Consider the following 315-nt stretch of genomic DNA (forward strand, 5'->3'; position numbering starts at 1 on the left):
TGGTCGGCATGGCGATCGCGATTCTGACGACCGTCGCGCTGATCGCGAAGCAGGCTGCCGTGCTCGGTTCGAATCTGTCGCTTGGATTGTCGCTTGTGTTCGTCGCGCTGATCGTCGGTGGTGCGATCGGTGCGTTCGTCGCCGCGCGCGTCGAGATGACGAAGATGCCGGAACTGGTCGCGGCGATGCACTCGCTGATCGGTATGGCGGCCGTGTGTATCGCGTATGCGGTGGTGTCGGAGCCGGCCGCGTTCGGCCTCGGCGCCGAGGAAGGCATTGCGGGCTTCCTGCCGTACGGCAACCGGATCGAACTCT

1 protein-coding gene is annotated in these 315 nt (G+C 65.1%); it reads left to right on the forward strand.

The features are described from left to right. On the forward strand, positions 1-315 hold a 315-nt coding region (locus tag BN2476_RS47925; protein WP_235850673.1), incomplete at both ends, for an NAD(P)(+) transhydrogenase (Re/Si-specific) subunit beta.

It is taken from the genome of Paraburkholderia piptadeniae (genome assembly GCF_900007165.1).
GTDB lineage: Bacteria > Pseudomonadota > Gammaproteobacteria > Burkholderiales > Burkholderiaceae > Paraburkholderia > Paraburkholderia piptadeniae.